We start from the raw sequence: 26,965 nt of genomic DNA on the forward strand, positions 1-26,965 counted from the left end.
CCGCCATCTCTCCCCCCCCTCCCCCCCCCCCCCCCCCCGGAGTGCTCTCCCCCCACCCCACCCGGACCAGAGGGCGAGCCTTTCCCCATCACCTCCCCCGGCGCCCCGCGCCAGCACCTCGGCGATGCGCCCGCGGCATCCGCCGCAGCCGGTGCCGGCGCGCGTGTCGCGCCCGACGCACTCGACCGTGGTGTGACCGCACGCCGCCGACTCCTCGATGCGCCCGACGGTGACCCCGTTGCACCAGCACACGGTGGTCTCGGGGGCGAACGCGTCGGCGTCCTCTGCGGGGTCGTAGTCGGGCCCGTCGAAGCGCAGCAGCAGCGAGCGGTCGGCGGGCAGCTCGCCGCCCCGCTCGAACAGGAGGGTCAGCTCGGCGGCGGTGCGCGGCATCCCGACGCTCGCGAAGCCGGTCAGGACCCCGTCCTCGGTGACCATCTTCACGTACCGCAGGTGCTCGGGGTCGGCCCACTGCGCGACGCGGCGCCGTGGGGCGAGCGCGTCGTCGTCCCACGGGTCGGCGCTCACGTCGCCGACCGCGACGACGTCGACGTGCTCGGCCTTGAGCATGACGATCGGCTCGCGCTCGGCGGGAAGCGACGCGACGATGCCCGCGTCCTCGTCTGCGGTCACGGCGCCCGCCGCCTCGGCGGCGAACGCGGCGGCGAGCCACGACGCCTGCCGCCAGCCGGGGCCGATGAGGCCGGATGGCGCGCCCGGGAGGTCGCGACGTCCGGCCGTCTCGTCGGTGCGCTCGACGACCTGGGCGCAGTCGCCGATCGCGTACACGTCGGGATCGCTCCAGCTGCGAAGGTCGGTCCCGACGACCACGCCGACGGCGGTTCGGAGGCCGGCGAGCGTCGCGAGCTCGTTGCGGGGGCTCACGCCGCACGAGAGCACGAGCAGGTCGCCGCGCAGCTGCTTGCCGTCGGCCGTGACGAGCATGTCGAAGCGGCGGCCGCCGTCCTCGTCGGTGCGGAAGCTCACGGCCTCGGCCCGGCTGTGGGCCACGACGGTGATGCCGGTCCGTCGCAGCGCCGAGCGCAGCACGTGCCCGGCGCCACGGTCCAGGTTGCGGGGCATGGGAATGGGGCCGTGGTGCACCACGCAGACCTGGGCGCCCGCGTGCGCCGCCGCGAGGGCGAGCTCGAGCCCGAGGACGCCGGCGCCGAGCACGATGATGCGGCGCCGGTCGCGAACGGCCTCGAGCACGCGCTGCGCGTCGTCGAGGTCGCGGAGCGCCGTGATGCCCTCGGGGAGGGCGTCGTCGCGCGCGACGAGCGTCGACGCGTACTTCTCGAGCGAGGCGAGGTCGCGCCGGTGACGCTCGACGCCGTCGAGCGTCGGCACGTTGGCGCGTGAGCCGGTGGCGAGCACGACGCGGTCGTACGGCAGTTCCTCGCCGTTCGAGCAGCGCACGACCCGGGCCGTGCGATCGATCGAGGTGGCGGCGACGCCGAGCAGCACGCGTGCGCCCGCGGCCTCGGCGGCGTCGCGGTCGCCGACGAGCATCGAGTCGAGGTCGGTGTTCCCGACCGCGTACTCGGCCACGAGCACGCGGTTGTACGCCTCGACGTGCTCGCCGGCGACGACGGTGAGGGCGACGCGGCCAGCGGCCACCTCGGGCAGCAGTTCCTCGACGAAGCGGGCGCCGACCGGGCCGTATCCCACGAGGACGATCCTGAGCGGTGTGGTCATGCGGGGGCTCCGGCTTCCGCGAGGCTCGTGACGCGCACGAGGTTGGTCTTGAACTCCGGCATCGACGAGATCGGGTCGACCGCGTCGGAGGTCAGCAGGTTGGCCGCCTGCTCGTCGCCGTAGTGGAAGGGCAGGAAGACGGCGTCGGGGCGGATGTCGGTGGTGAGCCGGGCGCGCCCGCGGACCGTGCCGCGCCGGTTGGCGAGCTCGACGGGGTCGCCGTCCGCGATGCCCAGTCGGGCGGCGGTGGCCGGATGCAGCGCGGCCCGGAGCTCGGGCTGGGCGTCGAGCAGCTCGGGCACGCGCCGGGTCTGGGCACCGCTCTGGTAGTGCTCGAGCAGCCGCCCCGTGACGAGGGTCAGCTCGCCCGCCGCCGGTGCCGGATGTGCGGCGGCGCGCATCGTCACGGCCACGAGACGGGCTCGTCCGTCGGCGTGGGCGAAGCGGTCGGCGAAGAGCCGCGGCGTGCCGGTGCCGCCCCGCGGGTAGGGCCAGTACGCGGACTCGCCCGCGTCCAGCATCGCGTAGTCGATCCCGGAGTAGTCGGCGATGCCGCCCTCCGACGCGAGCCGGAGCTCGTCGAAGACCCGCTCGGGGTCGACGTCGAAGCGCGCGGCCGATCCGAGGCGCTGCGCCAGCTCATGCATGATCCACAGCTCGTCGCGTGCGCCGGGCGGCGGTTCGAGCGCGCGGCGACGGCGGATGACGCGACCCTCGAGGTTCGTCATCGTCCCCTCCTCCTCGGCCCACTGCAGCACCGGCAGCACCACGTCCGCGAGGGCCGCCGTCTCGGAGAGCACGAAGTCGCACACCACGAGGAGGTCGAGCGCCTCGACGCCGCGGCGGACCTCGGCGGCGTTCGGCGAGGAGACGACGAGGTTCGAGCCGTGCACCATGAGTGCCCGCACGCCGTCGGGCTGTCCGAGCGAGGCGAGCAGTTCGATGGCCGGGATGCCGGGGCCGGGGATGTCGGCAGGGTCGACGCCCCAGACGCGGGCGACGTGGGCGCGCGCCTCGGGGTCGGTGATCTTGCGGTAGCCCGGCAGCTGGTCGCACTTCTGGCCGTGCTCGCGACCGCCCTGGCCGTTGCCCTGGCCGGTGAGCGTGCCGTAGCCGCTTCCCGGACGGCCGGGAAGGCCGAGCAGCAGCGCGAGGTTGATCGCGGCCGTCGCGGTGTCGGTGCCGTCGACGTGCTGCTCGACGCCGCGTCCCGTGAGGATGTAGGTGTTGCCGCCGGCGGCGAGGCGACGCGCGAGACGCCGGACCGTCGGCGCGGCGACGCCCGTGACGGCCTGCACGCGCTCGGGCCACCACGAGGCGACGCTGCGGCGCAGGGAGTCGAACCCGGTGGTGCGCGCGGCGACGTACGCCTCGTCGACGAGCCGCTCGGCGATGACGACGTGCGTGATGCCGAGCAGCAGCGCGAGGTCGGTGCCGGGAGCCGGCTGCACGTGCAGCCCCTTGGCATCGTCGGTGAGCCTGGCGGTCGCCGTGCGACGCGGGTCGACGACGACGAGTCCGCCCGCGGCCTGCGCACCGGCGAGGTGGCCGATGAACGGCGGCATGGTCTCGGCCACGTTGGTGCCGAGCAGCAGGATGGTGTCGGCGTCGTCGAGGTCGGTGAGGGGGAACGGCAACCCGCGGTCGACGCCGAAGGCCCGGTTGCCCGCGGCCGCCGCCGACGACATGCAGTACCGGCCGTTGTAGTCGATGCGGCTGGTGCCGAGCGCGAGCCGGGCGAACTTGCCCAGCAGGTACGCCTTCTCGTTCGTGAGCCCGCCCCCGCCGAAGACGCCGACCGCGTCGGCGCCGTGCTGCGAGCGGATGTCGCGCAGCCGCGTCGCGACCAGGTCGAGCGCCTCGTCCCAGCTCGCCTCCCGGAGCGCGCCGTCGGCGCCCCGCACGAGCGGGGCGCCGAGGCGCGAGGGCGCACGCAGCAGCTCGGCCGACGTCCACCCCTTCTTGCACAGCCCGCCGCGGTTGGTGGGGAAGTCGCGGCCGGCGACCGTCACGGGCGTGGACGCGGCGTCAGCGGCATCCGTCTTCGTGAGGGTCATCGCGCACTGCAGGGCGCAGTACGGGCAGTGCGTGGGGGCGGAGGCGTCGATCATGCGTGCTCGATTCAGATCTTCTGCTCGCGGAGGTGGCGCGGACGGACGTACACCGCCCAGGTGATGACGAGCAGCACCACGTACCCCGCGATGAAGCCCATGAACGCGCCCGCGTAGTTCCCGGTCGTCTGGAACGACAGGTTCAGCGCCTGGGGGATGAGGAAGCCGCCGTAGGCGCCGATGGCCGAGATCAGTCCGAGCGCGGCCGCGGCCTTGCGCTGGGTCGATACGTCGCCGGCGCCGCCGTGCGAGGATCGCATCGCGAACACGATCGGCACCATCCGATAGGTCGAGCCGTTGCCGATGCCGGCCATGGCGAACAGCAGGAGGAACAGGCCGAGGAAGAGCCAGAAGCTGCCGAGCGGCAGGGTCGCGAGCACCGCGACCGTGATCGCCGCCATCGCCGCGAACGCGACCATGGTGATGCGCGCCCCGCCGAAGCGGTCCGAGAGCCGGCCGCCGTACGGGCGGGCGAGCGAGCCGACGAGGGCGCCGAGGAACGCCAGCGAGATCGTGGCGCCGAGCACGCCGATGGTCGAGAACTCCGGGAACTGGTCGGCGATGAGCTTCGGGAACACGCTCGCGAAGCCGATGAAGGAGCCGAACGTGCCGATGTAGAGCAGCGACAGCAGCCACAGGTGCGGCTCCTTGAGCGCGGCCGCCGAGCCCGAGAGGTCGGCCTTCGCGTTGGAGAGGTTGTCCATGTACTTCCATGCGCCGAACATCGCCACGAGGATGAACGGGACCCAGATGATTCCCGCGAGCGGCAGGTTCAGGCTCGCACCGGCACCGATCGTGATGACGATCGGGACGGTGAACTGCGCGACGGACGCGCCGAGGTTGCCGCCGGCCGCGTTGAGTCCGAGCGCCCATCCCTTCTCACGCTGCGGGTAGAAGTACGTGATGTTCGACATCGAGCTGGCGAAGTTGCCGCCGCCGAAGCCCGCGAGCGCCGCGGCGAACAGCAGCACGCCGAACGGCGTCTCGGGGTTCGACACGCAGATCGCGAGGGCGATCGTCGGCGCCAGCAGCAGGCCAGCCGAGATGATGGTCCAGTTCCGGCCGCCGAAGATCGGTACGAGGAACGAGTAGGGGATGCGGAGGGTTGCGCCGACGAGGCTCGGAATGGAGATGAGCCAGAAGAGCTCCCCGGTGGAGAGCTCGAAGCCGGCGGCGGGGAGCGCCACGGCGACGATGCTCCACAGCTGCCAGACGACGAAGCCGAGGAACTCGGCGAAGATCGACCAGTTGAGGTTGCGTCGTGCGATGCGACGGCCTTCGCGTTCCCACTGGATGGGGTGCTCCGCGTCCCAGCCGTCGATCCAGCGGCCGGGCCGGGTGGTGAGCAGGCCCTGGTCGACGGGCGTGGCGACGTTCGTCGCATGGGTGGACGAGGGCGGGGGAGCCTGCATGGTCTCGGTCATCGGTGTGCCTCCGGGAGGTCTCGGTCTCGAAGTTCGAGGTGGTGTCGCCGACGCTATCGACCGTGTGTTTCCCCGAACGGCGCGGGCTGTGAACCCTGCGTTCCCACCTGCTCACCCCGGGAGGCGGCGCATGTGAGGTGGTGGTCAGACATCGATCCGGTACCCCCGCTTGACGACGGTGGCGATCAGCCCCGGCACTCCGATCGTCTGCCTGAGGCGGCTCAGCGCGACCTCGAGCGCGTGCTCGTCGGTCGTGCCTGGCAGGCTCGCGGCGAGGCGTTCCCGCGACACGACGGAACCGCGCGCGCGGACGAGGGCGCAGAGGATGGTGCGACCGACCGGGGCGAGTTCGACCCGCCGCCCGGCGACCTCGACGACCGAGCCCCGCAGCGCGAGCGGCCCGTGCTGCGTCTCGAGGCGGACGATGCGCTCGGTCTCGAGGTGCTCGCACACCTGCCGGATCATGGCGCCCATGCGGAACCGCTCGGGCTGGAGCGGCTCGATGCCGGCAGCGAGGAGCGGCGCGGCGGTGACGGGACCGACGGTGGCCGCGACGACCGGGCCGCGCATGGCGTCGACCAGGTCGTCGTACCGGCCGCGCGCCTCCGCCGCCATCAGCAGGGCGTGCACGGCCGGCGCGCTCGTGAAGGTGATGCAGTCGAGGCCGCCCGTGCAGGCGGCCTCGATGAGCCGGTCGACGCCCTCGTCGAAGAGGTCGGGGTCGATCCACCGGTACGGCTCGACCGTGAGCACGCGATCGTGCGCATCCCGAAGGCGGTCGAGCTGCGACGGAGGCAGGTAGCCGTGCAGCTGCACGGCGACGGTGAGGCCGGGCGGATACGTCGCCAGCACCTCGTCGATGAGGGACTCGGTGGTCTCCTCGGCGCTCATGCCGACGTCGTCGAGGCCGGCCGCGCGGATGCCTCCCCGCGCCTTCGGACCGCGGACCAGGATGGCCGTGTCGTGCAGCGCGTCGAGGAGGTCATCGCCGAGCCCCGCGGCATCCGCGACCTCGAACCAGCGCCGGACGCCGTACGCCGTCGTCGCGAGGAGCACGTCGGGGCGCGCCTCGATGATCGCGCGCGTGTCGGCGATCACGGGCTCGTCCGAGCTCGCATTCGCCATGCGGATGGTCGGCGCATGCACCACCTGCGCCCCGCGGCGCGCGAACGCGTCGATGAGGTCCCCGGATCGTCGGTCGCTCGTGACGCCGATCCGGAAGCCGTGGAGCTGGTCGGGCCGGAACCCGATCGCGAACTCCGCCTGATCGGTCACGTGGCCACCGCCGCGAATCCCGCCGCCCGCTCCATGAGCTGCGCGGCGCTGAGGTCGCCGTCGTGCGCGAGGCGGACGACCTCGCCGACCACGATGACGGCGGGAGAGCTGACGCGGGCCGCTCCGGCCGCGGTCACGATCCCGCCGAGGTCGGCGATCGTCGTGCGCTGGTCGCCGCGGAAGCCGCGCTCGACGATCGCGACGGGCATCGACGCGCGCATGCCGTGGCGAGCGAGGCCGGCCGCGAGCATGGGCAGCGTGTTCACGCCCATGAGCACGACGATGGTGCCGCCGAGCCCGGCGAGGTGCCCGAGCTCGTCGTCGGTGAGGGGGGCGTGCCCCGAGACGACCGTGAAGAGGTGGCTGACGCCGCGGTGCGTGAGCGGGATGCCGGCGGCGCCGGGCACCGCGATGGCGCTCGTCACGCCGGGGATGACCTCGACGGGGACGCCCGCACGGTGGCACGCGAGCACCTCCTCGCTGCCGCGACCGAGCACGTACGGGTCGCCGCCCTTCAGCCGCACCGCGTGGCGGCCCGCGAGCGCGTGACCCACGAGCAGCGCCTCGATCTCGGGCTGCGGGATCGCGTGGTGGCCGGGTCGCTTGCCGACGTCGACAAGCTCCGCGTCGGGTGCGAGCTCGGCGAGGCGCGCGTGCGGCGCGAGCCGGTCGTAGAGCACGACGTCGGCCGAGCCGAGCGCGCGCACCGCGGCGACGGTGAGCAGGTCCTCGCGGCCGGGTCCACCCCCGACGAGCGTCACGCGGCCGGTCATGCGCCGTCCCCCCGGACCGGGATGGTCGTCCCGGCGACGAGCACGGCCTCGCCGCGTGCGATCTCGTCGGGTGTCGCCGGGCGCATCTGGCCGCGTTCCTCGATACGCGCGAGCGGCGTGTCGGCGGCCTCCGGCGCGTTCACGAACGAGCGGAAGCGGCGGAGCCGATCGGGGTCGGCGAGCGTGGCCGCCCACTCGTCCTCGTACGTGTCGACGTGCCGGGCCATGGCGGCCTCGAGCTCGTCGGCCAGGCCGAGGGAGTCGTTGACGACGACGTCGCGCACGTGGTCGAGCCCGCCCTCGATGTCCTCCATCCACCGCGCGGTGCGCTGCAGGCGGTCGGCGGTGCGGATGTAGTACATCATGTAGCGGTCGATGTAGCGCAGCAGCGTCTCGTCGTCGAGGTCGCTCGCGAGCAACTGCGCGTGCGCCGGCTGGAACCCGCCGTTGCCGCCGACGTAGAGGTTCCAGCCCTGGTCGGTCGCGATCACGCCGACGTCCTTGCCGCGCGCCTCGGCGCACTCGCGCGCGCAGCCCGAGACGCCGAACTTCAGCTTGTGCGGCGATCGGAGCCCGCGGTACCGGAGCTCGAGGCGGATGGCCATGGCGACGGAGTCCTGCACGCCGTAGCGGCACCAGGTGGACCCGACGCAGCTCTTCACGTTCCGGAGGGCCTTGCCGTACGCCTGGCCCGACTCGAACCCGGCGTCCACGAGCCGCTTCCAGATGTCGGGCAGCTGCTCGAGCCGCGCGCCGAACAGGTCGATGCGCTGGCCGCCGGTGATCTTGGTGTAGAGGCCGAAGTCGGTCGCGACCTGTGCGATGACGGCGAGCTTCTGCGGGGTGATCTCGCCGGCCGGGATGCGCGGTACGACGGAGTACGTGCCATCCTTCTGCATGTTCGCCATGGCGCGGTCGTTCGTGTCCTGCAGGCCGCCGCGACCGCCGTCGAGGATGTACGAGCCGTGCTGCGCGGCGAGGATCGACGCGACGACGGGCTTGCACACGTCGCAGCCGCGGCCGGTCCCGAGGCGGGCGACGATGTCCTCGAACGACGTGAGCTCGAGCACCCGGATCGACTCGAACAGCTCCTGGCGCGAGATCCCGAAGTGCTCGCAGAGGGCGCGCGACACGGTCTGGCCCGACTTCTTCAGCTCGGCCTCGAGCAGCTTCTTCACGAGCGGCACGCACGAGCCGCACTGCGTGCCGGCGCGCGAGCACGCCTTCAGCGCGCCCAGCTCGGTGCACCCCTCCTGGTGCGCGCCGTGCGCGCCGTTGACGGCGTCGCGGATGGTGCCTGCGGCGACGTTGTTGCACGCGCACACGAGCGCCGCGGCCGGCAGTTCGTCGCCCGCGGGCGCCTCCATGCCCGACGCGGAGAGGTAGGCCGCCGGCTCGCTCGACAGCTCGGTGCCGAGGAGCGGCCGCAGCGACGCGTACGGCGACGCGTCGCCCACGAAGACGCCGCCGAGCAGCGTCTTGGCGTCGTCCGTCATGACGAGCTTCTGGTACAGCCCGCGCGCCGGGTCGGCGTAGACGATCTCGAGCGCCTGCTCGGTGCGCGCGAGCGCGTCGCCGAAGCTTGCGACGTCGACGCCGGCGAGCTTGAGCTTGGTCGCGTCGTCGACCGTCGTGAACTCCGCCGCGCCACCCAGCAGCCGATCGGCGACGACCTCGGCCATGGCGTTCGCGGGGGCGACGAGGCCGGTGCAGCGGCCCTCGAAGCTCGCGACCTCGCCGATCGCCCAGACGTTCGACACGGATGCCGCGCACGCCGTGTCGATCGACACGCCCCCGCGCGGGCCGAGCTCGAGCCCCATCGCCCGAGCCAGCTCGTCGCGCGGCGTGATCCCGATCGCGAACACGACGAGGTCGGCGTCGACGCGGCGGCCGTCGGTGAGCTCCACCCCCACGACGCCGCCGCTGCTTTCGAGCACCTTCGCGGGGCGGACCCCGAGGTGCAGGGTGATGCCCTTGCCGGCGATGATGCGGCCGAGCGCGCGCCCGGCGCCCTCGTCGAGCTGCGCCGACATGAGCCAGGAGCCGGAGTGCACGATCGCGGCCTCCGCGCCCAGCTCGGCGAGGCCGCCCGCGGCCTCGAGGCCGAGCAGACCGCCGCCGGCGACGATCGCGCGGGGCGCCCGGCCGAGCCGCTCGGCGAGGTCGCGGGTCTCGGCGACGAGGGCGTCGACATCGTCGATCGTGCGGTAGACGCGGGCGTGCTCGCGACCGGGGATATCGGGCACGGGCGCGCTGGAACCGGTCGCGAACACGAGGTCGTCCCAGCGCAGTTCGAGGCCGGTCGCCGTCGTCGCGGTCCGGGTGGCGCGGCTCACCTCGACGACGCGCTCGCCGGTGAGCAGGCGGACATGCCCGTCGTCCCAAGGCGTGTCCGGAAGGGTGAGGTCGGCCGCGGTGTCGGCCAGGCGCGTGCTGAGCGCGACGCGGTCGTACGGCGCCCACGTCTCCTCGCCCACGACCGTCACGCGGAGGCGCCGGTCGGTGTCGCGAGCGTGCAGGCTGTCGGCCAGGCGGTGCGCCGCCGGCCCGCCGCCGACGACGACGACGTGTCGCGTGCCGGCCGCGGCGTTCGCGGTCTCGTTCATGGCTGCCTCCCGGGCTCAGGTTGACGGCGAGCGTACGGCGGGGGCGTTTCCTCCCTGTTTCGTGGTCGTAACGCAAGCGCACGGGGACCTTACGGGCGCATCGGGTCGATGTGAGGGCGGTTTCACCCGTGCGAAACACGGCGGAGGCGGCCGGGGAAACATCGCACGCCTAGCGTCGGGTGCACCGAGAAGGAGGAGCCGAGATGACGTCGACGCTGGAGATCACGACCACCTGGGTCCGCGCGTGCGCGGTGAGCGACCTCGAGCCCGGCTGGGGCGAGGTCGCGCTGCTCGACGCGCGGCGGGTCGCCCTCGTGCGCGTCGTCGACGAGGAGGTGTACGCCGTGGACCACCACGACCCGCACACGGGTGCGCCCGTCATGGCGCGCGGCATCGTCGGGTCGCGCGGCGATCGCCCGACCATCGCGTCGCCCCTGCACAAGGAGGTATACGACCTGGGCACGGGGGAGTGCTTCACCGACCCTGCGCTGTCGCTGCGGACGTATCGCACGCGCGTCGTCGGCGGAATGATCGAGGTCGAGCTGGAGGGCTGACGCGACCGGCGTTCAGCCGCGCTGCGTGAGCACGATCGGCTCGCCCTCGGTGACCGCGATCGTGTGCTCGGAGTGCGCGCCGCGCGACCCGTCGGCGCTGCGGAGCGTCCACCCGTCGGGGTCGGTGAAGATGCGGTCGGTCGTGTGGAGGAACCACGGCTCGATCGCGAGCACCAGCCCGGGCTTCAGCGGCAGCCCGCGGCCCGGCCGGCCGTTGTTCGGCACGTGGGGCTCGCCGTGCATCGTGCGACCCACGCCGTGGCCGCCGAAGTCGGTGTTGATCGAGAAGCCCTCGGCCTTCGCCACCTCTGCGATCGCGCGCGAGATGTCGCCGATGCGGTTGCCGGGGCGCGCGGCCGCGATGCCCGCGTCGAGCGCGCGGCGCGTGGTGTCGATGAGGAGCAGGTCCTCGTCGCGGGGGGTTCCGACGACGACCGAGATCGCCGAGTCGGCGACCCACCCGTCGACCGATGCCGCGAAGTCGAGGCTCAGCAGGTCGCCGTCCTTCAGCGCGTAGTCGTGCGGGAGCCCGTGCAGGACCGCGTCGTTCACCGACGTGCAGATGACCTTGCCGAACGGGCTGCCGCCGAACGACGGGTGGTAGTCGATGTAGCAGCTCTCGGCGCCGGCCCTGCGGATCATGTCGTGCGCGAGCGCGTCGAGCTCGAGCAGGTTCACGCCCACCGCAGCCGCCTTCGACGTCGCCTCCAGCACGCTCGCCACGAAGCGGCCCGCAGGACGCATCTCCTCGATCTCGGCAGGGGTCCTCAGTTCGATCACGCTCCCATTCTGTCGGCTCCGCCCTGAGTGAACACCCGGCCGACCCGCAGGTGCCGCCGGTACGCTTTCCACATGCTCATCCGACGCGCGTTCTACCGGTGGCAGTTCGCCGCCGCGATCGTGCTGCCCGTGTGGCTGCTCATCGGCTATGCGATCTTCGGCTCGAGCGGCTGGGGCGTCATCGGCCTCATGTTCGCCACGCCGATCGCGTTCATCACGCTCGGCGTCGTGGCCCTCCTGGTCGCGGCCCGGCCCGACGTGCGACGCCTCAAGGCCGTCGACTGGGCCGATGTCGCCGTGCTCGGCGTCTGGCACCTGCTCATCATCGCCGCGGGGTTCTACGGAGAGACCGGCATCACCTTCGCGATCCTGGCCATGGTGGGCGCGATCGGTGCGTTCTGGTACGCGGTATGGCGCCTGCTCAGCGACGGCGCCCGGCGGGTGCGGGCCACGATGGAGGAATACGAGCGGATCGCGTACTCGGGCGGAGCGCCCTCCGCGGGCATTCCGGGGCAGAGCGAACGACGCCCGCCGGCCGACGGCGGCGAGGTCATCGTGATCCGGGAGGAGCGCAGCTGGGAGGAGCGCCGCGACTGATCGTCGGCGTGCGACCGACGCCGCGACATCCGTCACCGGCTGCTTTTGGTCGTGAGGCCCGCGGTCTGGCAGAATGGACGATTGTGCCGTCGCATGGCCCTGCCTCCGGGGGGCCCGCATGACGCGAGGAATCGCGCGAAGCGGCACCAGACACTTCCATCCATGATCCGCGTTCGACCGGTGGCGGGCGCAGAGAGCGAACCATCATGCACATCCTCGACCACGTCGACGCCGCGAGCCTCCGTACGGACATCCCGGACTTCCGCCCCGGCGACACCGTCAAGGTGCACGTGAACATCGTCGAAGGCAACCGTTCGCGCATCCAGGTCTTCCAGGGCGTCGTCATCGGCCGCCAGGGCGAAGGCGTGCGCGAGACCTTCACCGTCCGCAAGATCAGCTTCCAGGTCGGCGTCGAGCGCAAGTTCCCGGTGCACTCGCCGGTGATCGACCACATCGAGGTCGTCACCCGCGGTGACGTCCGTCGCGCCAAGCTGTACTACCTCCGCGAGCTCCGCGGCAAGAAGGCGAAGATCAAGGAGAAGCGCGAGAGCTGATCGGCGTCCGCCGCACGCATCGCGTCATTCGCTCGAGCTCCCCACCCCTAGACTGGGTCGGGGAGCTCGAGCCGTTTCATGACTGAAGACACACGCACCGAGCGCGGGGAACGCGCCGGATCCGGGACGCCGTCGTCGCGTCGCCGGAGCACACTGCTGTTCCTGCGCGACCTGGTGGTGATCTTCCTCGTCGCAGTCCTGGTGTCGTTCCTCATCAAGACCTTCCTCATCCGGTCGTTCTTCATCCCGTCGCAGTCGATGGAGATGACCCTCGTGCAGGATGACCGCATCATCGTCAACCAGCTCGTGCCCGAAGTCGTTCCGATCGAGCGCGGCGACGTGGTCGTCTTCAAGGACCCGGGCGGATGGCTGCCGGCGCGCGCCGAGGAGTCCCAGCCGCCGCTCGTCGCGGCGGTGGACTGGTTCCTCGCGTTCGTCGGACTCTCCGCGCCCGACTCCAATGACCACCTCGTCAAGCGCGTCATCGGCTTGCCCGGCGACACGGTCGTCTGCTGCAACGCCCTCGGACAGATGACCGTCAACGGCGTGCCGCTCGACGAGCCGTACGTGGCGTTGCCGCCCGGCGAGACCAAGGTCTCGCGCGACGACTTCGAGACGGTGGTGCCCGACGACTCCCTCTGGGTCATGGGCGACAACCGCTACAACTCCAAGGATTCCCGCTACAACACCGAGACGCCGTTGAAGGGCTTCGTGCCGACCGAGAACGTGGTCGGTCGCGCGGTGGTCGTGAGCTGGCCCATCTCGCACTGGGTCTGGCTCGACAACTACCCCGAGGTGTTCGCCGGGGTCGACGAAGGGGCCGAGTGAGGTGAGCCCCGCCGGCGTGCCGACACTTCGGGTCGAGCGCGAACTGCTGGCGGGGGGAGCGCCCGTGGTCCTCGCCTGCGACGAGGTCGGCCGGGGAGCGCTTGCCGGCCCCGTGAGCGTGGGCATCGTCGTGATCGACGCGTCGGTGAAGCGGATGCCGGCGGGCCTGCGCGACTCGAAGCTGCTGCCCGAGCCGAAGCGCGAGCTGCTCGCGCCGCGCGCAGCGTCATGGGTGCTCGCGTCGGCCGTCGGCGAGGCCTCGGCCGAGGAGATCGACCGGCTCGGCATCATGGCCTGCCTCGGGCTCGCCGGCGCTCGCGCGTTCGCCGCGCTCGCCGTCGACCGCGGCCTGGTCGCCGGGGCGCCGCTCCTGCTCGACGGCAACTACGACTGGCTCAGCCCGTCCATCGAGCACCGCGCCCAGGTGGTCACCCGCATCAAGGCCGATCGCGACTGCGCGTCGGTGTCGGCGGCATCCGTCATCGCCAAGGTGCACCGCGACCGTGGCATGCGTCGGGCGCACGACGAGACGCCGCTCTACCACTGGCACGAGAACAAGGGCTACTCGAGCCCGGCGCACTTCGCGGCGATCGCCGAGCACGGCCCGAGCGGTCTGCACCGGCACACGTGGCTGCACGAGCGGGCGGCCGAGGAGGCCCCGTCGCCGTTCGACCTCGAAGTAGGATGATCAGCGATGGATGAGGACGAGTTCGAAGACTACGACCGGGAAGTGGAGCTCGCGCTCTACCGCGAATACCGCGACATCGTGGCGCAGTTCAAGTACGTGGTCGAGACCGAGCGGCGCTTCTACCTTGCGAACGAGGTGGAACTGGTGCGCCGCGACACCGAGCACGACTTCTACTTCGAGCTCACGATGAAGGACGTCTGGGTGTGGGATGTCTACCGCGCCGACCGGTTCGTGAAGGCCGTGCGCGTCCTGACCTTCAAGGATGTCAACGTCGAGGAGCTCGCGACGCGCGAGTTCGAGCTGCCGAAGGACCTCGCGCTCGAGGAGTAGCGGGGTCGACTGCCCGGTGCCGTGCACGGGCGATTCGTCCTCCCCAGCATCGATCCGTGGTGCCTTCCCCACCGACCCTCGGCCTGGGTGATCGCCGGAGCGAGGGCGCGGCGAAGCTGGCCCCATGGCCCACAACACCGAACTCGGCCGGCGCGGCGAGCAGCTCGCGGCCGACCACCTCGAGGCGCGCGGCATGCGCGTCATCGAGCGCAACTGGCGCTGCCGGCACGGCGAGCTCGACCTTGTCGCGCGCGACGGCGACGAGACCGTCTTCGTCGAGGTGAAGACCCGCGCCGGCGACGGCTTCGGGCATCCGTTCGAGGCGATCACGGCGCGAAAGCTCGCCCGGCTCCGGCGCCTCGCGCTCGAGTGGTGCGGTGAACGCGGCGCGCCGGCGAGTCGCATCCGCATCGACGCGATCGCGGTGTTCGCGCCCGCGACGTCGCCCGCGATCGTCGAGCACCTCGAGGGGATCGCCTGATGCCGGTCGCCCGCACGCGCTCGATCGCCCTCGTCGGGCTCGCCGGCTCGGTCGTCGAGGTCGAGGCCGACCTTTCGAGCCAGTTGCCGGCCTTCGTGATCATCGGACTGCCGGATGCCGCGCTCGGCGAGGCCCGCGAGCGGGTCCGCTCGGCCGCCACCAACGCCGGCTGCCCGCTGCCCTCGCGCCGGCTCACCGTGAACCTGTCGCCGGCCGCCCTGCCCAAGCAGGGATCCGGCTTCGACCTCGCGATCGCCATGGCGTGTCTCGCGGCAGCAGGAACGGTCGATCTGCTGTCGGTCGACCGGTTCGCGCACCTCGGCGAGCTCGGCCTCGACGGGCGGCTTCGTCCGACGCACGGAATACTGCCCGCGGTGCTCGCGGCCGCGCGCGCGGGGATCGAGCGCGTCATGGTGCCGATGGCGAATGCCGCCGAGGCACGGCTCGTGCCCGGCATCGAGGTCGTCGCGGTCACGACCCTGCTCGAAGCGGCCGTTCACCATGGCGGCCGGTTCGACCACGACCTCGCGACCGCCGCCGGGACATCACCCGACGCCGTGGACGCGGATGACGCCGGCGATCCCGACCGCGCCCCTGTCGGCGATCTCGCCGATGTCGTCGGCAACCCCCAGGCGATCGACGCGTTGCTCACCGCCGCCGCGGGCGGGCACCATCTCCTCCTCGCGGGACCACCCGGTGCCGGGAAGACCATGCTCGCGTCGCGGCTGCCCGGGATCCTGCCCGACCTCACCGCCGAGGCGGCGCTCGAGGTCGCCTCGCTGCGTTCACTCGCCGGGCGGCGCGTCGGCGAGACGCTCTCGGTGCGGCCGCCGTTCGAGGCGCCGCACCACACCGCGTCGGCCGCGGCCATGGTGGGCGGCGGCAGCCGTGTCATCCGGCCGGGCGCCGCGGCGCGCGCCTCCCACGGCGTCCTCTTCCTCGACGAGGCGCCCGAGTTCCCGTCCGCCGTGCTCGACGCGCTCCGTCAACCGCTCGAGTCCGGCGAGATCAGCATCCACCGCGCGAACGCCGTCGCCACCTATCCAGCGCGGTTCCAGCTCGTGCTCGCCGCCAACCCGTGCCCGTGCGGCGGGGGCGAGACGCCGAACGACGGCTGCACGTGCCCGCCGGCGGCCAAGCGCCGGTACTTCGCCCGGATCTCGGGGCCCTTGCTGGACCGGGTCGACCTGCAGCTCTGGGTCAACCGCATCACGCCGGCGACGCTCCGCATGCCCCTCGAGGCCGGGCGGATGACCTCTGCGGAGGCGAGGGCGGTCGTGGACCGCGCGCGGCGCGCCGCGGCCGAGCGACTCGCCGGAACCCCGTGGCGCACGAACTCCGAGGTCCCCGGCCCGTGGCTCCGAGGCGAGGGCGGCCTGCATCCCGGCGGTCGGGCCACTCGTGCCCTCGACGCCTCGCTCGAGCGCGGCTCCGTGACGATGCGCGGTTATGACCGCGTGCTGAAGACCGCGTGGACGATCGCCGACCTCGAGGGAGCCGACCGGCCGCGCGCCGAGCACGTGGGTCGCGCGCTGGGAATGCGACGGGGGATGGCGGCATGACTCGACTCGACGATGCCGTGACCGATCTCGCGGGCGAGCTCCTGGAGATCCGCGGGCAGCATGATGCGACGCCCCCGCGGCTCGTGATCGCCTCGGCCATCCTCGGGTTCGTCTCCGAGCCCGGCGACGGCGTGCTCGGGCGGCTGGTCGCCGCGCTCGGCGCCGAGCGGACCGCCGCCGCACTCATCGAGCACCGGCCTGCGGAGGAGTGGATCACCGCAGCGAGCGACGCGGGCGCCGCCGTCAGTGCCCGCGAGCTGGGTGCCGGGCTCGACCGTTGGCGCCCGAGGGTCGACTCCGCGGCGTTCGCTCGCGCGATCGGCCAGGCCGCCCGGGTCGGCGCCCGGCTGCTGTTGCCCTCCGACGCCGACTGGCCCGACGGCGTAGACGGGCTCGATGCGCACGCCCCGTTCACCCTCTGGGTTCGCGGTCGCCTCGAGGCGCTCGCCGCATCACCCTCGATCGCGCTCGTCGGTGCGCGAGCCGCGACGCACTACGGCGAGCACGTCGCCATCGAGGCTGCAGCCGGACTCGTCGACCGAGGCTTCGCGATCGTCTCCGGCGGCGCGTACGGCATCGACGGCACGGCGCACCGATCGGCGCTCGCCAACGGCGGCACCACGGTGGCGTTCCTCGCCGGTGGAGTCGACCGGTTCTATCCAGCGGGCCACGAGGCGCTCCTCGGACGTATCGCCGAGACCGGCGCCGTCGTGTCGGAGCTGGCCTGCGGCGCCGCACCCACCCGCTGGAGGTTCCTCCAACGGAATCGCCTGATCGCGGCGTCGTCAGACGCCACGGTCGTGCTCGAGGCGGGCATGCGGTCGGGCTCGCTCAACACCGCCGGGCACGCCGCGGCGCTGGGCCGCCCGCTCGGAGCCGTTCCCGGGCCGGTCACGAGCCCCGCCTCGGCGGGTTGCCACCGCCTCATGCGGGAGTTCGACGCGGTCTGCGTCACGGATGCCGCGCAGATGGCGGAGCTCGTGCCCACGACCGGTTCGGCGACCGACGACGCGCCCGCTGACGATGCGCACGGCCTCGTGGCTGCGCGTGCGTCGGACGAGCTCACCGACGACGAGCGGCGCGTGCTCGACGCACTCGGCGTCCGCCGCGCACGGACCATCATCGAGCTCGCCGAACGCGCCGACCTCGGCGTCGGTTCCGTGATGGGCGCGCTGGGCGCCCTCGAGGCGACCGGGCTGGCACGCGCGGAGCGCGACGGGTGGGTTCGCCGTCGATCGGCGTGACAGCGGCGCGCGCGCCGACGGTGGTCCTAGGCTGGCCGCGGAGGCAGACATGGACCACCCTCGGCTCGGACGGTACCCCGCGGCACGGCACGTGATCGCCCACCTCAGCGATACGCACTTCCTCGCGGGCGGTGCGCCCCTCGGCGGGCGCGCCGACACCGTCGCCCACCTCGAACGCGCCGTGACCCAGCTGCGCCGGCTCGCCGGGTCGCTCACGGCGATCGTCGTGACCGGCGATGTCGCCGACCTCGGCGAACCCGACGCGTACCGTCGCATCCGCGGCATCCTCGAGCCGCTCGCCGCGGAGACCGGCGCGCGCCTCGTCTGGGCCATGGGCAATCACGACGAACGGGGGCCGTTCACCGAGATCCTGCTCGGCGAGCCCGGAGGCGACGCACCGGTCAATCGGGCGATCGACCTCGCGGGCCTCCGACTCATCACGCTGGACACGAGCGTGCCGGGCTACCACCACGGCGTGCTCGAACCCGCGACGCTCACCTGGCTCGACGAGGTGCTGTCCGAGCCCGCCACCGGCGGCACCGTGCTCGCCATGCATCACGCCCCGATCGCGACGCCGCTCGCGCTCATGGACATCCTCGAACTGAGGGGCCAGGACGAGCTCGCCGAGGTCGTGCGAGGACGCGACGTCCGCGCCATCCTCGGCGGCCACCTGCACTACCCGACGCAGGGCAGCTTCGCCGGTATCCCCGTCTTCGTCGCCGGAGCGCTCGCCTACACCATGGACCTGTCGGCGCCGCCGCGGGAACTCGTCGGCATCGACGGAGGGCACTCGGTCTCGCTCGTGCACCTGTTCGAGGAGGATGTCGTGACCTCGGTGGTCCCGGTCGGCGAGTTCCCCGAGATCACGAGCTTCGGCGAGCAGTTCCTGCGCGAGATCGAAGGCCTCGACGAAGCCGGCCGTCTGGAGCGCTTCTCGCGCAAGCGCCAGGCTTCCGCCGATGGCTGACGCGATCGCGCCCGCCCGGCTGGACGCGCTGGTCGACCGGTACCTCGAACACGTCGCCATCGAGCGCGGCTACTCGGCTCGCACCGTCGCGGCCTACGCCTCCGACCTCGCCGACCTCGCCAGATATGCTGAAACGCGCGGAATCCGCGACGCCGACGGACTCGGTCTCGACCTCCTCCGCGACTGGCTCTGGGTCGCGACGGAGCGCGGACTCGCCCGAGCGACGGTCGCGCGTCACGCGGCATCCGCGCGCGGCTTCGGCGCCTGGCTCGAGCGCGCGGGCGTCGTCTCCACCGACCCCGCCGTCCGGCTCCGCGCACCCCGCGCCTCACGCACGCTGCCGCGCGTCGTCGCCGCGCCGGCGGTCACCGCGCTGCTCGACGGCCTGCAGGCGAACGCCGCCGACGGCGACCCGGTAGCGGTGCGCGACCTCGCGATCATCGAGCTGCTCTACGCGTGCGGACTGCGGGTGTCGGAACTCGTCGGGCTCGACATCGACGATGTCGACCGCGGCAACCGCACCGTGCGCGTGACCGGCAAGGGATCGAAGGAGCGTGTCGTTCCCTTCGGGGCGCCGGCGGCCGCGGCGCTCGACCGATACCTCGGCGGCGCCAGAGCGGCGATCCTGGCGAGCGCGCACCCCGACGGGCGGGTCGGGGCCAAAGCGCCGGGGGCCGAGCTCGCCGTCTTCCTCGGCGTGCGCGGTGCGCGACTCGGCGTGCGAAGCGTGCACCGCCTCGTCGCCGGGCTGCTCCGCGAGTTGCCCGGATCCGGGCCCGCAGGCCCGCACGCGTTCCGTCACAGCGCGGCGACGCACCTCCTCGACGGCGGCGCCGACCTCCGGGCGGTGCAGGAGTTCCTCGGCCACGCGAGCCTCGGCACCACCCAGATCTACACGCACGTCTCCGCGGAACGGCTCAAGCAGACCTACCGGACCGCGCACCCGCGGGCCTGAATCGCCGTCGTCTCAGCGCTCGAGCGGCAGGAGCACCGCGCGCGGTACACCGCCGAGGAGCAGCAGGGGCGAGACGTACTCGCCGTGCACGCGCACGCCGAAGTGCACGCACACACGGTCGCAGTGACCCCCCTCCGCCACGACGCCGACCGCCCCGCCCTCGGCGACGGCGGCGCCGGTCGTCACCGTCGCTGCGACGGGCTCGATCGAGCTCACGACGCCGTCGCCATGGTCGACGGAGAGCACCGGGCGGCCCGCGACGGGCCCGGCGAACGACACGACGCCGTCGGCCGGTGCATGGACCACGTCTCCGGCTGCCGCGGCGAGGTCGATGCCGCGATGCCCGGCCGCATACGGCGTGGGCGGCGCTCGGAACGGCTGGACCAGTCGCACCGGTGGGGTCACCGGCCACGTCCACATCGCCGGCGCGCCGGACGCCGGTACGGCGACCTGCGGTGCGACGAGGTTCCGGGCAGCGGAGGCAGCGGTCCCGGGGCACAGCGGAAGCAGCACGAGCGCGACGCCGATCGTGAGCACCACGCGGACCACGCCGCGGCCGACTGGAGAGGACATGCGTGGAGCATGCCCGCCGTGGCATCCGTCCCGTTCCGCCGACCCCGTACCGGAGCGGAACGGGCCGTCGACGAGCGGCTGTGGAGGACCGGTCCGGCCGGGCGTGCCGTGATAGCATGTCCGGAGCGCCCCGCCTGTCGGGGCGACTACGCGTGCCCATTCGGCCACCGACTCCACTCAGTCCCGCCCGTGCTCTCGAAGCCGGGCCGGCGGAGCCGTGCCGGGCACCAGGGCTTCCGGCCGCCGGCCGGGGCGACAACTGAGAACAGAAGGAGAACGGCCATGGCCGTCGTCACCATTCGCCAGCTGCTCGACAGCGGCGTGCACTTCGGGCACCAGACCCGCCGTTGGAACCCGAAGATGAAGCGCTTCATCTTCACCGAGCGTTCCGGCATCTACATCATCGACCTGCAGCAGTCGCTGGCCTACATCGACAAGGCCTACGACTTCGTCAAGGAGACGGTCGCGCACGGCGGCACCATCCTCTTCGTCGGCACCAAGAAGCAGGCGCAGGAGTCGATCGCCGAGCAGGCGACGCGCGTCGGCCAGCCCTACGTCAACCAGCGCTGGCTCGGCGGCCTCCTCACCAACTTCACCACGGTCTCCAAGCGCCTCGCTCGCATGAAGGAGCTCGAGGAGCTCGACTTCGAGGGCACCACCTCGGGCTTCACCAAGAAGGAGCTGCTGCTCAAGAAGCGCGAGCTCGACAAGCTCCACAAGTCGCTCGGCGGCATCCGCAACCTCGCGAAGACCCCGTCGGCGCTCTGGGTGGTCGACACCAAGAAGGAGCACCTCGCGATCGACGAGGCCAAGAAGCTCGGCATCCCCGTCATCGGCATCCTCGACACGAACTGCGACCCCGATGAGGTCCAGTACCCGATCCCGGGCAACGACGACGCGATCCGTTCGGTGAGCCTGCTCACGCGCATCATCGCCGACGCCGCGGCCGAGGGCCTCATCCAGCGCCACCAGAAGCCCGAGGAGGGCGAGGAGGCCGAGCCGCTCGCCGAGTGGGAGCAGGAGCTCCTGCAGGCCGGCGCCGCCGAGACCCCCGAGCAGTCGTCGGCCGAGACCGAGAAGGTCGCCGGCACCGAGGCCGAGGCGAAGGCCGAGGCCGCCGAGGTCGTCGACGAGGCGGCTACCGAGGTCGCCGCGACCGAGTCCGAGGCCGACGCCGCGGGCGCCGAGGCGGCCGAGGCCGCCAAGGCCGAGTAAGCCCACCACTCCATCAGCCAGACCACGAGTCCAGGAGACTGCCACAACATGGCCAACTTCACCCTCGAAGACGTCAAGACCCTGCGCGAGCGCCTCGGCACCGGCATGGTCGACACCAAGAATGCGCTCGTGGAGGCCGACGGCGACCTCGAGAAGGCCGTCGAGATCCTCCGCCTGAAGGGCGCGAAGGGCAACGCGAAGCGTGCCGACCGCTCGACCGCCGAGGGCCTCGTCGCCGCCGTCGACAACGGCGACGGCACCGCCTCGCTCATCGAGCTGGCCTGCGAGACCGACTTCGTCGCGAAGGGCGACAAGTTCGTCGGCCTCGCCGACCGCGTGCTCGCCGCCGTCGCCGCGGCCCGTGCCGAGACCGTCGAGGCCGCCCTGGCCGCGCCGGCCGAGGGCAAGACCGTCGCCGCCGTGATCGACGAGGATGCCGCCATCCTCGGCGAGAAGGTCGAGCTGCGCCGCGTGCGCCTCGTCAAGGGCGAGAACTTCTCGATCTACCTGCACAAGACGTCGAAGGACCTGCCCCCGCAGGTCGGCGTGGTGCTCGGCTACGCCGGCGCCGACGCCGAGACCGCCCGCTCGATCGCGCAGCACATCTCGTTCGCCGCGCCGGAGTACCTCACGCGTGAGGACGTCCCGGCCGAGGCCGTCGAGAAGGAGCGCACGATCGTCGAGCAGATCACGCGCGAGGAGGGCAAGCCCGAGGCCGCCCTCCCGAAGATCGTCGAGGGTCGCCTCGGCGCCTTCTTCAAGCAGGTCGCGCTGCTCGAGCAGGACTACGCCAAGGACAACAAGCTGTCCGTCGGCAAGGTCGTCTCCGACGCGGGGCTGACCGTCACCGACTTCGCCCGCTTCAAGGTCGGCGCGTAAGTTGCGACAGGGGAGTCCGGATCGCCTCGGCGATCCGGACTCCTTTGCTGTGTCCGGATGCCGCGACTCCCTGCGGCACGCGGGCGCCGCCCGGCCGGCAGCCGGGCGGAACCGGTCGGGTCGCTGCGGCCCGGACCGGCGAACCACTAGTTTTGACTCCCAGAGGGGAAGGATCGGTCGCTCATGACGGAACACAGGCGCAGGGTCATGCTCAAGCTGTCGGGCGAGGCGTTCGGCGGTGGGGCGCTCGGGGTCAACCCCGACGTGGTGAGCCAGATGGCCCGCGAGATCGCCGATGCCGCCCGCACCGTCGAGGTCGCCATCGTGGTCGGCGGCGGCAACTTCTTCCGCGGCGCCGAGCTCTCCGAGCGCGGGATGGATCGCGGACGCGCCGACTACATGGGCATGCTCGGCACCGTGATGAACTCCCTCGCCCTGCAGGACTTCCTCGAGCAGGCCGGTGCCGAGACGCGCGTGCAGTCGGCGATCTCGATGACGCAGGTGGCCGAGCCCTACATCCCCCGTCGCGCCGAGCGCCACCTCGAGAAGGGGCGGGTCGTGATCTTCGGCGCGGGCGCCGGCCTGCCCTACTTCTCGACCGACACGGTCGCGGCGCAGCGCGCCCTCGAGATCGACGCCGACGTGGTGCTCGTCGCCAAGAACGGCGTCGACGGCGTCTACACCGACGATCCGCGCACGAATCCCGACGCGCGCAAGATCGACCGCATCAGCTATCAGGAGGCCCTGCAGCGCGGACTGAAGGTCGTCGACTCGACCGCGTTCAGCCTCTGCATGGACAACGGCATGCCGATGGTCGTGTTCGGGATGCAGCCCGCCGGCAGCGTCACGAAGGCGATCCTCGGCGAGGATCTCGGCACCGTGGTGAGCAACGGCGAGCCCGCCATCGCTCGATAGACTGGCCCGAGCCCGAGAGAAGGAGTTCCCGTGATCGCGGATGTACTTTCCGAAGCAAGTGCACGCATGCAGAAGGCCGTCGAGGTCGCGAAGGACGACTTCGCATCCGTCCGGACCGGGCGCGCGAACCCGCAGCTCTTCCAGAAGATCATGGTGAGCTACTACGGCACGCCGACGCCGCTGTCGCAGCTCGCCTCGCTCAACAACCCCGAGGCCCGCACCCTCGTCGTCACGCCGTACGACAAGAGCGCGCTGAAGGACATCGAGCAGGCCATCCGCGACACCCCGAACCTCGGGGCGAACCCGACCAACGACGGCAACATCGTCCGGGTGACGCTGCCCGAGCTCACCGAGGAGCGCCGCAAGGAGTACGTCAAGATCGTCCGCTCGAAGGCGGAGGATGCGCGGGTGTCGGTCCGCAACATCCGCCGCAAGACGAAGGACGACCTCGACGCGCTCAAGGGCGAGGTCGGCGACGACGAGGTGGCGCGCGGCGAGAAGGAGCTCGAGCACATCACCAAGTCGCACGTCGACCAGATCGACGATGCGCTCAAGCGCAAGGAAGCCGAACTCCTCGAGGTCTAGGGGCCGAACATGACAGGCGGTCCCGAGGGGGAGGGTCCGGACTCCGGCGACGAACGGCATCCCGGGCGAGGGGAGTTCCGCGCGCAGATGCACCAGGCGCGCGTCGACCTCGAGCGGCAGCTCGAGACGTCGCGCGCGCAGTTCGACCAGGCGCAGGAGCGAATCAACGCCCGCACGGGTCGCAACCTGCTGGTCGCGATCGTCATCGGCGTGGTCTTCGGCGGTGCGCTGCTGCTGAGCCTCCTGGTCGTCAAAGAGCTGTTCATGGTGTTCGCGGTGGTCGTCGCCGGGTTCGCCAGTTCGGAACTGGCCGCCGCGCTCCGTCATGGCGGCTACCTCGTGCCGCGCATCCCGACCGTGGCGGCCGCGGTCATCGCCGTGCCGATCTCCTACTACGGAGGCGCCGCTGGGCAGCTCGTCGCAGTGCTCGGCGGCATGGCGCTGGTCGTGGTCTGGCGGCTCGCCGAGCAGGCGTCGCCGACGGTCCGCACCGGCTCGAGCGGGCTGGTGCGCGACCTCGGCGCGGGCGTGTTCGTGCAGGGCTACGTCACGTTCCTCGCGACCTTCATCGTGGTGCTCACCGCGGGCGACGGCGGGCAGTGGTGGACCCTCGCCTTCATCATCACGGCCGTGGCGACCGACACCGGCGCGTACGCGTTCGGGCTCGCATTCGGCAAGCATCCGATGGCCCCGGTCATCAGCCCGAAGAAGACCTGGGAGGGCTTCGCCGGGGCGGCGCTGATGAGCCTCGTGGCCGGCGTCATCCTCGCCCTGTTCATGCTCGGCCAGCCCTGGTGGTTCGGTCTGGTGTTCGGCGCCGCGATCCTGCTGACGGCGACGCTGGGCGACCTCGCCGAGTCGCTCATCAAGCGCGACCTCGGCATCAAGGACATGAGCTCGTGGCTGCCCGGCCACGGCGGCTTCCTCGACCGGCTCGACTCGATCCTGCCGTCGGCCGCGGTGGCGTACGCGGCCTTCCGGGTCTTCGGGTGATCGTGCGCGATACTGGTGCGGTGGATGCCACGTTCCCCCGCGCCCGCAGGAACCAGCTGGGCTACAAGACGATCGAGGTCGAGGAATTCCTCCAGCGCGCGCGGCGCGCGTACGACGGACGGCCGCAGCCCGACGACCCCCAGCTCGACGCGGAGCGCATCCGCCTGACCGCCTTCTCGATGCAGAAGGGCGGCTACTCGACGGCGCACGTCGACGCGGCCATGGAGCGGCTCGAGGATGCTTTCGCGCATCGCGAGCGGCAGATCGCCTCACGGCTGCACGGCGACGAGGCGTGGCTCGCCGAGGCGCGCACGACCGCGCAGGTCGTCGCCAATCGGCTCGCCCGTCCCGAGGGCGAGCGCTTCGACCGGGTCAGCGTGCTGGCACTCGGCTACGACGTGCACGAGGTCGACCGCTTCGCGGACCGTCTCACGCGGTACTTCCGCGACGGCTGGCCGATCGCGATCGACGACGTGCGCGGCGTCGTGTTCTCCGCGCAGCGCGGCGGCTATCGCGAGTCGCAGGTCGATCTCGTGCTCGACGCGGTCGTCGATGTGATGCTCGCGGTCAGGTGACGCGGGATCGGTTCGATTCGGCGAGTTCCCTCCGATACACTCGTCGAATCGTGGGCAGGCATTCGGGCGAATACGGCGATGAGCCGATCGAGGTCGCTCGCGCGCCCCGCGGTATGAGCGTCGCCGGCCGCGTGAAGCAGGGGGCGACGGTCGTGGTCGCGTTCGCCGCTTCGGTCAGCTTCCTCCTCGTCAACATCGTCGACCCGTACTCCGGCGCCACGGCGTCGTCGACCTACGTCCCCGCCGACCGGTTCGGCGGGCAGGCCGCGCAGCAGTTCGCCGTCGACGGCGAGGTCGCCGCGGCATCGGTCGCGTCCGAGGGCTACCTCGTCGAGAAGAAGCCCGAGCCCGAGCCCGAACCCGCCGAGGCGGCCGGCTGGGCGCCGCCCGCCGTCGTGCCCGACCCGGGTTCGGCGCAGGCGTACGCGGCCGGGGCGGTCGCCGCCCGTGGCTGGCCGAGCACCGAGTTCGACTGCCTGGTCGCGCTCTGGAGCAAGGAATCCGGATGGCGCGTGAACGCGTACAACGCATCGAGCGGGGCGTACGGCATCCCGCAGGCCCTGCCCGGCTCCAAGATGGCCACCGCCGGCGCCGACTGGGCGACGAACGCCGCCACGCAGATCGAGTGGGGCCTCGGCTACATCACCGCCCGCTACGACGCGCCCTGCGGCGCGTGGGCTCACTCCCAGAGCGTCGGCTGGTACTGAGCCCCTTCGGGCCCGGCCATAGACTGGGAGCATGCCTCGCTCGCACCGCTCCCTTGGTCGCGCGGCGAAGGCCCGCGAACCGCATCCCGAACTCGACGTCGAGCGACTGACCGCCGGCTGGCGGCGCACCGAGGTCCGGGGCGGTCGCGAATGGAACGTGCAGCCCGTCGGCGAGGCGCAGGCGGCGAAGGCCTACCTGTGTCCCGGCTGCGGCCTCGAGATCGAGCCCGGGACCGCGCATCTCGTGGCCTGGCGCGCCGATGGCGTGCTCGGCGACGCGGCCGACCTCGCCTCGAGGCGGCACTGGCACACGCACTGCTGGAGGATCGGACCGAAGTGACCGACGAGACGATGACCGAGATCCGCGCGGGCGTCGAGTTGCCCGCGAACCGCGAGCAGATCGAGCTCCGCACGAGCGATGGCCTCCGGCTGGTCGGCGAGCTCGCCACGCCGGTCGACCGCGCGCCCGTCGCGACGCTCGTGACGCTGCATCCGCTCCCCACGGCCGGCGGCTTCATGGACTCCCACATCATCCGGAAGGCAGCGGCGCGCCTTCCGGCGCTCGCCGGCCTGGCCGTCCTCCGGTTCAACACGCGTGGCACGACCTCGCCGCGCGGCACGAGCGACGGCGCGTTCGGCGAAGGCGTCGCCGAGCGGGCGGATGTCGCGGCGGCGATGCGCTTCGTCGAGGAGCGCGGCCTCCCGAACCCGTGGCTCGTCGGCTGGTCGTTCGGCACCGAGCTCGCGCTCAAGTACGGCCTCGAGCACGGCATCGCGGGTGCGATCCTCCTCTCGCCGCCGTTGCACCGCACCAGCGACGAGGAGCTTGCGCGGTGGCGATCGGCTCCGGTGCCGCTCATCGCGGTCATCCCCGAGCACGACGACTACCTGCGGCCCGCCGAGGCGGCCGAGCGGTTCGCCGACCTGCCGCACCTGACCCGCATCGACGTCGCGGGCGGCAAGCACCTCTGGGTGGGGGAGTCGCAGACGCGGCGCGTCCTCGACGAGATCGTTCGGGCGGTCAATCCGTCGGCGCTGCCGTTGCCGACCGAGTGGCCAGCGGCGTCCGTCACCCAGCCGACGGCCTGAGCCGCGG

General features: G+C 72.2%; 27 protein-coding genes and 1 pseudogene. 20 read left to right on the top strand and 8 right to left on the bottom strand.

The features are described 5' to 3' along the window. The 6 genes and pseudogenes from ACZ4TW_RS05675 to nirB form a co-directional block, all read right to left on the bottom strand. Positions 1–1,698: pseudogene (locus ACZ4TW_RS05675) on the bottom strand (FAD-dependent oxidoreductase); the annotation flags it as partial. Continuing rightward, positions 1,695–3,806 (bottom strand): molybdopterin oxidoreductase family protein, encoded by a 2,112-nt coding sequence (locus ACZ4TW_RS05680; protein ID WP_465541419.1) that lies wholly within the window; start codon positions 3,804–3,806, stop codon positions 1,695–1,697. The gene ACZ4TW_RS05680 and the pseudogene ACZ4TW_RS05675, both read right to left, overlap by 4 nt. A gap of 14 nt (positions 3,807–3,820) precedes the next feature. Beyond that, positions 3,821–5,233 (bottom strand): MFS transporter, encoded by a 1,413-nt coding sequence (locus ACZ4TW_RS05685; protein ID WP_465541027.1) that lies wholly within the window; start codon positions 5,231–5,233, stop codon positions 3,821–3,823. Positions 5,234–5,377: 144 nt separating this feature from the next. Continuing rightward, the gene (locus ACZ4TW_RS05690) at positions 5,378–6,508 is read right to left on the bottom strand and encodes a uroporphyrinogen-III synthase (protein ID WP_465541029.1); all 1,131 of its coding nucleotides are present in this window, start codon (positions 6,506–6,508) and stop codon (positions 5,378–5,380) included. Then, a complete protein-coding gene (gene cobA / locus ACZ4TW_RS05695) occupies positions 6,505–7,281 on the bottom strand; it encodes a uroporphyrinogen-III C-methyltransferase (RefSeq protein ID WP_465541031.1) in 777 nt (258 codons plus the stop codon). Before cobA ends, ACZ4TW_RS05690 begins: the two co-directional genes overlap by 4 nt. Next, positions 7,278–9,887 carry a nitrite reductase large subunit NirB gene (gene nirB, locus ACZ4TW_RS05700; RefSeq protein WP_465541033.1) on the bottom strand — a complete coding sequence of 870 codons (2,610 nt, stop codon included), beginning with the start codon at positions 9,885–9,887 and terminating at the stop codon, positions 7,278–7,280. Before nirB ends, cobA begins: the two co-directional genes overlap by 4 nt. 203 nt (positions 9,888–10,090) lie before the next feature. Between nirB and nirD the strand changes: the two genes are divergently transcribed. Then, the gene (nirD, locus tag ACZ4TW_RS05705; protein ID WP_465541035.1) at positions 10,091–10,441 is read left to right on the top strand and encodes a nitrite reductase small subunit NirD; all 351 of its coding nucleotides are present in this window, start codon (positions 10,091–10,093) and stop codon (positions 10,439–10,441) included. A 12-nt stretch (positions 10,442–10,453) separates the two neighbouring features. Here the strand turns inward: nirD and map are convergent, their stop codons facing one another. Then, the gene (map, locus tag ACZ4TW_RS05710) at positions 10,454–11,221 is read right to left on the bottom strand and encodes a type I methionyl aminopeptidase (RefSeq protein WP_465541037.1); all 768 of its coding nucleotides are present in this window, start codon (positions 11,219–11,221) and stop codon (positions 10,454–10,456) included. A 72-nt stretch (positions 11,222–11,293) separates the two neighbouring features. Between map and ACZ4TW_RS05715 the strand changes: the two genes are divergently transcribed. The 10 genes from ACZ4TW_RS05715 (at position 11,294) to ACZ4TW_RS05760 (ending at position 19,427) form a co-directional block, all read left to right on the top strand. Then, positions 11,294–11,818, top strand: a complete 525-nt coding sequence (locus ACZ4TW_RS05715) for a hypothetical protein (protein WP_465541039.1) — start codon at positions 11,294–11,296, stop codon at positions 11,816–11,818. 206 nt (positions 11,819–12,024) lie between these two features. Then, positions 12,025–12,372, top strand: a complete 348-nt coding sequence (rplS, locus tag ACZ4TW_RS05720) for a 50S ribosomal protein L19 (RefSeq protein WP_465541040.1) — start codon at positions 12,025–12,027, stop codon at positions 12,370–12,372. Positions 12,373–12,450: 78 nt separating this feature from the next. Continuing rightward, positions 12,451–13,200 (top strand): signal peptidase I, encoded by a 750-nt coding sequence (lepB, locus tag ACZ4TW_RS05725; protein ID WP_465541042.1) that lies wholly within the window; start codon positions 12,451–12,453, stop codon positions 13,198–13,200. Between the two features lies 1 nt (position 13,201). Further along, positions 13,202–13,888, top strand: coding sequence for a ribonuclease HII (locus ACZ4TW_RS05730; RefSeq protein ID WP_465541044.1), 687 nt, complete (start codon positions 13,202–13,204; stop codon positions 13,886–13,888). A gap of 6 nt (positions 13,889–13,894) precedes the next feature. Continuing rightward, positions 13,895–14,218, top strand: a complete 324-nt coding sequence (locus ACZ4TW_RS05735; protein ID WP_465541046.1) for a DUF2469 family protein — start codon at positions 13,895–13,897, stop codon at positions 14,216–14,218. 124 nt (positions 14,219–14,342) lie between these two features. Further along, positions 14,343–14,699: a YraN family protein gene (locus tag ACZ4TW_RS05740; protein WP_465541048.1), complete on the top strand. Its 357-nt coding sequence runs from the start codon at positions 14,343–14,345 to the stop codon at positions 14,697–14,699. Beyond that, entirely contained in the window at positions 14,699–16,261 is a 1,563-nt protein-coding gene (locus ACZ4TW_RS05745; protein ID WP_465541050.1) for a YifB family Mg chelatase-like AAA ATPase, read from the top strand. Before ACZ4TW_RS05740 ends, ACZ4TW_RS05745 begins: the two co-directional genes overlap by 1 nt. After that, positions 16,258–17,505, top strand: a complete 1,248-nt coding sequence (gene dprA / locus ACZ4TW_RS05750; protein ID WP_465541052.1) for a DNA-processing protein DprA — start codon at positions 16,258–16,260, stop codon at positions 17,503–17,505. Before ACZ4TW_RS05745 ends, dprA begins: the two co-directional genes overlap by 4 nt. Before the next feature lie 49 nt (positions 17,506–17,554). Next, positions 17,555–18,472 (top strand): phosphodiesterase, encoded by a 918-nt coding sequence (locus ACZ4TW_RS05755; protein ID WP_465541054.1) that lies wholly within the window; start codon positions 17,555–17,557, stop codon positions 18,470–18,472. After that, positions 18,465–19,427 carry a tyrosine recombinase XerC gene (locus tag ACZ4TW_RS05760; protein ID WP_465541056.1) on the top strand — a complete coding sequence of 321 codons (963 nt, stop codon included), beginning with the start codon at positions 18,465–18,467 and terminating at the stop codon, positions 19,425–19,427. Before ACZ4TW_RS05755 ends, ACZ4TW_RS05760 begins: the two co-directional genes overlap by 8 nt. Before the next feature lie 12 nt (positions 19,428–19,439). Here ACZ4TW_RS05760 and ACZ4TW_RS05765 read toward each other — a convergent pair whose 3' ends face one another. Beyond that, entirely contained in the window at positions 19,440–20,000 is a 561-nt protein-coding gene (locus ACZ4TW_RS05765) for a murein hydrolase activator EnvC family protein (RefSeq protein ID WP_465541058.1), read from the bottom strand. A 282-nt stretch (positions 20,001–20,282) separates the two neighbouring features. Here ACZ4TW_RS05765 and rpsB point away from each other — a divergent pair, with 282 nt between their 5' ends. The 9 genes from rpsB to ACZ4TW_RS05810 all read left to right on the top strand — a co-directional run bounded on the left by rpsB (position 20,283) and on the right by ACZ4TW_RS05810 (position 26,958). Next, on the top strand, positions 20,283–21,215 hold the full coding sequence (gene rpsB, locus ACZ4TW_RS05770; protein ID WP_465541060.1) for a 30S ribosomal protein S2: 933 nt from the start codon (positions 20,283–20,285) through the stop codon (positions 21,213–21,215). Between the two features lie 48 nt (positions 21,216–21,263). Continuing rightward, entirely contained in the window at positions 21,264–22,094 is an 831-nt protein-coding gene (tsf, locus tag ACZ4TW_RS05775) for a translation elongation factor Ts (protein WP_465541062.1), read from the top strand. A 183-nt stretch (positions 22,095–22,277) separates the two neighbouring features. Further along, positions 22,278–23,009: a UMP kinase gene (pyrH, locus tag ACZ4TW_RS05780; protein ID WP_465541064.1), complete on the top strand. Its 732-nt coding sequence runs from the start codon at positions 22,278–22,280 to the stop codon at positions 23,007–23,009. A 30-nt stretch (positions 23,010–23,039) separates the two neighbouring features. Next, positions 23,040–23,594 (top strand): ribosome recycling factor, encoded by a 555-nt coding sequence (gene frr / locus ACZ4TW_RS05785; protein WP_465541066.1) that lies wholly within the window; start codon positions 23,040–23,042, stop codon positions 23,592–23,594. A 9-nt stretch (positions 23,595–23,603) separates the two neighbouring features. After that, positions 23,604–24,587: a phosphatidate cytidylyltransferase gene (locus ACZ4TW_RS05790; protein ID WP_465541068.1), complete on the top strand. Its 984-nt coding sequence runs from the start codon at positions 23,604–23,606 to the stop codon at positions 24,585–24,587. Between the two features lie 20 nt (positions 24,588–24,607). Then, positions 24,608–25,162: a DivIVA domain-containing protein gene (locus ACZ4TW_RS05795; protein WP_465541069.1), complete on the top strand. Its 555-nt coding sequence runs from the start codon at positions 24,608–24,610 to the stop codon at positions 25,160–25,162. Between the two features lie 50 nt (positions 25,163–25,212). Next, complete coding sequence (locus ACZ4TW_RS05800) at positions 25,213–25,869, top strand: aggregation-promoting factor C-terminal-like domain-containing protein (RefSeq protein WP_465541071.1); 657 nt, start codon at positions 25,213–25,215, stop codon at positions 25,867–25,869. 31 nt (positions 25,870–25,900) lie between these two features. Then, positions 25,901–26,209, top strand: coding sequence for a hypothetical protein (locus ACZ4TW_RS05805; protein WP_465541073.1), 309 nt, complete (start codon positions 25,901–25,903; stop codon positions 26,207–26,209). An 11-nt stretch (positions 26,210–26,220) separates the two neighbouring features. After that, positions 26,221–26,958 carry an alpha/beta hydrolase gene (locus ACZ4TW_RS05810; RefSeq protein ID WP_465541421.1) on the top strand — a complete coding sequence of 246 codons (738 nt, stop codon included), beginning with the start codon at positions 26,221–26,223 and terminating at the stop codon, positions 26,956–26,958. Positions 26,959–26,965: the final 7 nt, after the last annotated feature.

The sequence above is a fragment of the Agromyces sp. NPDC029043 genome (assembly GCF_055564615.1).